The 5,628-nt window shown below is 59.6% G+C and carries 4 protein-coding genes; all 4 read left to right on the top strand.

Annotated features, from left to right (window positions below; all coding sequences use genetic code 11):
* Positions 1–390: 390 nt before the first annotated feature.
* The 4 genes from NKJ32_RS34905 to NKJ32_RS34890 all read left to right on the top strand — a co-directional run bounded on the left by NKJ32_RS34905 (position 391) and on the right by NKJ32_RS34890 (position 5,504).
* Positions 391–1,971 (top strand): hypothetical protein, encoded by a 1,581-nt coding sequence (locus tag NKJ32_RS34905; protein ID WP_352830456.1) that lies wholly within the window; start codon positions 391–393, stop codon positions 1,969–1,971.
* Between the two features lie 84 nt (positions 1,972–2,055).
* On the top strand, positions 2,056–3,078 hold the full coding sequence (locus tag NKJ32_RS34900) for a phosphatase PAP2 family protein (RefSeq protein WP_352449905.1): 1,023 nt from the start codon (positions 2,056–2,058) through the stop codon (positions 3,076–3,078).
* 9 nt (positions 3,079–3,087) lie between these two features.
* Positions 3,088–4,635: a S8 family peptidase gene (locus tag NKJ32_RS34895; protein WP_352830454.1), complete on the top strand. Its 1,548-nt coding sequence runs from the start codon at positions 3,088–3,090 to the stop codon at positions 4,633–4,635.
* Between the two features lie 167 nt (positions 4,636–4,802).
* Entirely contained in the window at positions 4,803–5,504 is a 702-nt protein-coding gene (locus NKJ32_RS34890; RefSeq protein ID WP_352830452.1) for an adenylate/guanylate cyclase domain-containing protein, read from the top strand.
* The last annotated feature ends 124 nt before the right edge of the window (positions 5,505–5,628 follow it).

Raw genomic sequence — 5,628 nt, 5'->3', positions numbered from 1 at the left:
AGCAACGCTTTCAACTCGCCTCTGCTCAGTCTAACGTCTCGATTGGTCATGGCACTTCCCCTTCCACGGGAATCGGTGATCGCAACGTCACCACCGTGCCATGGCCGCTCGCCCCTCAGAGCAAGCGCCGTTCTCTCTCCAAAACTTTTTGCCGAACCTTCGGCACACTATCGCGAATCCTTTGCCACGTGTAGGTTTGACCTCACGGAAGCCGAGAATTGCAGATAGACTTATATTAGTGGATGCTATATTAGGGTGCGGGGACGCGAGGGGCCGCTAGTGTACTCGGATTGCCGTCCTTTCCTTAGATTGATTGGGCCATTCGCGATTGAGAGCGCGGATGGCGCGGACGTCACGCCGCATGGCAGACGGTCTAAAGCGCTCTTGGCCATGCTCGCCCTGGCACCCAACGGTACGCGGAGCCGAAAATGGCTGCAAAGCAAGCTCTGGAGCACTCGCGGCGAGGAGCAGGGTGCAGCAAGCTTGCGGCAGGAGCTGTCCGAGGTTCGGAAGTCGCTCCGCAGCGCCGGCATTGATCTAATCTCGACCGATCGTGATGTGGTTCGACTCGACGTCGCTTCGATCGGCATCGATTTGAACGATCCACCCGAAGGCTCTGCCACGCGTGATCTGCTTGAGGGCCTCGATATCCGCGATCCAGAGTTCGAGGATTGGCTTCGTGAGCAAAGAAGCCAATGGCCCCGGCCTCGCACAGTGCCAGCAAACGTCTTTCCTGTTGCCGCGGCAGATCAGTTGTCCGGACAGCGAAGCGCCTCACTTCTGAATTCGTCGCGGCTATGCTTGGGCCTGGTTCGCGATGCCAGGTGGACGGAGGGCTCCGCTAACAGGGCCGTCAGCGACCTTGTCCTGGATCTGGTGGTTCGATCGATCCTGAATTTCGAAGTGGTCGACGTCGTGGATTTTCAAGCGCAGGGACCGCTGACCCAAGCGCCTGACACTGCGCTGCCAGACTGGCTGTTGCAAACCAGGGCAACGGTGGTGGGCGACAGAGTGGGCCTGACATTTGCATTAATTGCGCCCGGTGACAGCCGGCTCTTGTGGTCGCATACGGATTTTCTCGAGCCGGCCGACCTGACTGGCCCGGCGAGCCTGAAGCTGATGTCGTTGGTCAATCAGATCGTGTTTTCGATCCTCGAATTCGTTCTCGATCCTAAGTCCATCCGCGACGAGCCCCGACACCGGGCGTGTCGGCTTGCATTGACAGCGCTGCGACAGGTATTCCGCATGCGCGATACGGACCTGGATTCGGCGGAGCGCATGCTCGCCGAAGCATATGAGCTCGACCCGCGTAGCACGTATCTGGGGTGGCAGCTGTTTGTGTTTGTCACCCGCTTTGGCGAGAGACGGGTCGGCCGCTCGGGCACCTTTCACGATCAGGTTCGGGAATGCGCCAGTCGCGCCGTCGAAGTGGCCCCCTTCAATCCTATCACCCTGGCGTTGGCCGCTCATGCCCATTCGTTCGTCTTTCGTGAATACGCACAGGCACTGGAACTCGCCGATCGAGCGATAGCCGCTAACCCGCTACAAGCCATTTGCTGGGACATGCGTGCCTTGACGCTCGGCTATCTCGGCGAAGTGAAGCGTGGCTATGAGGATGCGATGCGCGCACGTGCACTGGGCGGGCCTCCCCTGTATCGTTACTGCATCGATACCACGTGCTGCATCTTGGCAACTCTGAACGGGCGCTTCGAGGAGGGGATACGTCACGGCGAGCGTGTCCTTGCGCAGCAACCCACATACCTACCCGCTTTGAGATACTCGGCTGCCTGCCACGGGCATTTGGGGCAGACTGTGGAGGCAGTTCGAACTATCGAACGCTTGCGCGCCTGGGAGCCGGATTTCTCGCTCGAGCTGCTTTCGGAGGAGAATTATCCAATTGCAGGCGTACTCGGAGTTTCGGTTATCAAGAGCGGGTTGTCGCGGATAACGCTGCCAAGGTACGCACCCTAGCGCTGCGCACCGCAGGCGTTACGTCGAGGCTCCGACCACCAGTTGGCGCGGATCAAATTTAGAAGCTTTAGTTGAGGGGTGGACATGATGTCGACAATTGATCTCAATAACAAGTTGTTTAGCGCCCGATTCTTAGTAAGTGGATCGGCCATAAGGCAATATCCGCTGATATTGGGTGACGCAAGTCCTGAAAAATCTCTTGAGGAATACATCAAAAATAGAGGCGGCGAAAAACTGCATCCTTTCGCGTCTATGATGACCAAGAGCAGCGTTCTGTCGATTCAAGAAGAGCAGATCGTGATAACGATTTCTGATGACCCTGTGGAGGGTGCCATGCGCCTTTCGCCAGCCTTCCTGGCGGGGCCGAGCGCAGGTCGAGGTCGGGGCAGGGGCAGAGGGCGCGGACGAGGACGGGGACGCGGCAGGGGGCAAACGGCTTTCGAAACTGGCGAGGAGGCTTTGCCGGCGTGGCACGACAAGCGTGCCTTGCACAGGATCGGACTAAGCGTCGCCAACAAATATCTCGGTGCGATCTGGGAGGACATTCTTATCGATCCCCCGCCCGGACCTTCAGAGAGCCTCAGGGAGACAGAAGCGCTTATCGATCTGCAGAAGAGGAGGGAAGGTGACCCGCTGCGGCGCGAGGAGATCGTCCGCCAGGCATCGTTCGGGATTTTGGACTACACGGCGCCGCTCGGAATAGACACTCTCGCGGGCTTCGAGGGGACATGCGCATTGATCGTTGCGATCCTCGAACTCACGGAGGAGATCGGGCTCAACTACAAAGATCGCTTCAATCGGCCACGGCCCAACATCATTGAGCCGAGGCTGCGGCCGGCGCTTCCGGTTCCTTCGCACGCTTCCTACCCGTCCAACCATTCATTTCAGTCATTTGCAGTGGCGAACGTTCTGCAACGGATGCTGCCCGAGCACGCCGGCGTAACCGCGGTTTATGAGCGCGCCCGCCGGGTGGCCGAGAACAGGGAATGGGCCGGGCTGCACTACGCCAGCGACACCGATGCCGGCGAGGAACTGGCTGCGCGCATTTCTCCGTACTTGGTGGACGCGATGGATGAAACGATCCGACGCGCCCAGAGCGAATGGTAGGTGGGTGCCATGATGGACGACATCAAGAAGGGCGAAGGCCATCTTTGTTATGACTGGTATCACTACCTGTGGCACCTGATCGCAATCGGCGCCTTACGCGATCGTCCGCGCATCCCTGAAGCGCGGTTGCCGCACGAGGCCGCATACCTGCTGGAGGCCGACGCCTGGGATTTGTTGGGTACTGACAAGCCCGGTTACGGAGAGGTCATTGCCCAGATCGATACGGGGGTGAACTCAAGCCATCCCAATCTCGAGCCTCGTATTCTTTCTGCGGTCAGCTTCGCCGCTCACCCTTTCGGGTTGAGTTACGTCACACACAAGCAGCAACCGCTCGTCTTGCGAGGGCCGGAAAAAAAGCAGAGCAAGAGCTTTGTGGGCGACGATACCTGGGCGTGGGCGGCAAGCCTGATCAAATCGAGGAACAATGCGCAGGAAGTCGAGGTTCAGAAATCGCTGCTTCGAGCACTGAAGGATGGGCGCGGCTCAATTCAGGAGACTGCTGAGACCTCGCGTATGCGCTACTCAGCGCACGGGACCGCCTGCGCTGGGCTGATGGTCGGCGCCCCTGCGGCCCCGCCCGCGAAGTTGAGGCAATTTAGCAACGGTGAAGGCGCAATACCTTATTGGGGGGTCGCCCCAGGCGCTGAACTCCTGCCGATCGAGATTTCAGCACGGCCCGACGCAGCGCAGCTCATTCTGGCGTTCCTCTATGCCCGCGACCAGAAGGTTTCAGTCATACACTTTCCCCGGGAAGTACCCGATCCATGGCGAGCGCACCGTTCCTATCCTGGATATGGCGACAGCAGATATACTTCGGTCGAACAGGCAAAGCCAATTTGGGATTATTTCGAGACGCTTTTCGAGGCGATCAGCGAGGAAATCCCCATCATCTGCGCAGCCGGCAACGATGGCTACGACCATCTGATTTACCCGGCGAGCAAGGCCGGCGAAAGCAATGGCGTGGTTGGGGTGGCGGCCGCCACTTATCGGGCGAGACGTTCAGCATATTCCAACTACAGCGGCGATCCGACCGACAATTCCGTCACCATTTCCGCGCCGTCCGACGACCAGGAGGTGTGTACGCGCTGCCAAATACGACTGGACCGTGAGTCGCTGCGTTCACGTGACCACAATTTCGAGATCTACGAGAAGCTCCCCCACGTTGAATACGCGCCGCAGGGCGTGCTCACCACGGACATCCCGGGCCACCACGGCTATTCCGGCGGACAGCTGGAAGGGATCCAGCCACCGCGCGTCGAAAGCAGAGACCGCGCCGGGCTCTACACAGTATTTGGCGGAACATCTGCAGCCTCGGCCATCGTCGCGGGAGCAGCCGCTTTGTTGCAGTCGAAACATCGCTCCACCGGTAGGCCGCTCAACGGCATAGAGGTTAAGGCGAAGATGACCCAGTCAGGCGCAAAGGAGGTTTCATGGCCTTGGCTTGAAAAAGCTGACGTTCCGATTCTACCGGACAGCCCTAATTGCGAGAGAAGGGTGCCTTCGTTCGATCAGCAGTTTGGAGCGGGGCTGCTTGACCTCCGTAAGTTGCTGAGCTGAGGGTCCCGCCGAATTTTGACTAAAAGGTCGGCTGCAAGCCGCCAAAGCCGGGCCCGAATGGATTTCTGACGTAATTCTGACGTGCCCGCCACGGCGGGCTTACGATCCGCCTACGCCGTCCAGTCATATTCGAGCGACATTTGAAACCGCTCGGGGGCCGGACTCCAATGCATCCGATCACTGCCTATACGAATCCACAGACTGACCGCGTGCTCCCGTCATTCGGCATGGGTGAAACGAAATTCCAGCGCGCCATCGCCACGATCATGTTTACCGACGTGGAGGACTCGACCGGCTTGGCGAGCGCGCTTGGCCTGGTCGAAACCACGCGGTTCATGATCGAGCACTTCACGTTGACCCGCCAGGTCGTGGTGGCCAATGGGGGGATCGTTCAAAACTTTACAGGCGACGGCGTGCTAGCTCTCTGGCTGGGGAGCGAAATGACGCCCAGCGAAACGGCGCTAAAGGCGCTGGCCGCCGTCGCGGAACTGGTACCGGAAATCTCGCTCGGCAACGCTTGGAAGCGTTCAATGGGCTCCCTGTCGCGCCGCATCAGGATCGGCTTACACTCCGGCGAGGTGATGTTCGTCAACGATCGCCAGTGGGATTTCTCCTTTCTGGTCGGCTCGGAGGTAAATTTCGCCCGCCACGTCGAGCAGGCTGGCAAGAGGGAGAATGGCGCAGGCGTCGATGCGCTGGTGATGGTCAGCGGTGCGACCCTCCACCTTGCTGGCCTGGCGACTGCATCGATCGACCCCTACAAGCTTGTGCGGCTAACCCCCGCCGAACTGGCTCATCGCCAGTCGGTCGACTGGCGTCGACCGTGTTCGCGAAGCGGAACTATGGCGCGTGCAAATGTCGGCCTTTGAGTCGTTAGCTGACGTTGAACCTACTTCGGCCAAATGGCGGCTCCTGTGATGGGTTTCGGATGCCGGCCGTCTACTGAGATGGCGTGGCTCGAGGCCGGCGTCCGGAAGCCTCCAGGGAAGGAAC

This window comes from Mesorhizobium sp. M0159, assembly GCF_040322295.1.
In the GTDB taxonomy this organism is placed as follows: domain Bacteria; phylum Pseudomonadota; class Alphaproteobacteria; order Rhizobiales; family Rhizobiaceae; genus Mesorhizobium.
This window is presented reverse-complemented; position numbering and strand designations above follow the sequence as displayed.

Coding starts and splice junctions, on each gene's coding strand:
- NKJ32_RS34900 (WP_352449905.1), top strand. CDS start 2,056: ATGATGTCGACAATTGATCTCAATAACAAGTTGTTTAGCGCCCGATTC.
- NKJ32_RS34905 (WP_352830456.1), top strand. CDS start 391: ATGCTCGCCCTGGCACCCAACGGTACGCGGAGCCGAAAATGGCTGCAA.
- NKJ32_RS34890 (WP_352830452.1), top strand. CDS start 4,803: ATGCATCCGATCACTGCCTATACGAATCCACAGACTGACCGCGTGCTC.
- NKJ32_RS34895 (WP_352830454.1), top strand. CDS start 3,088: ATGATGGACGACATCAAGAAGGGCGAAGGCCATCTTTGTTATGACTGG.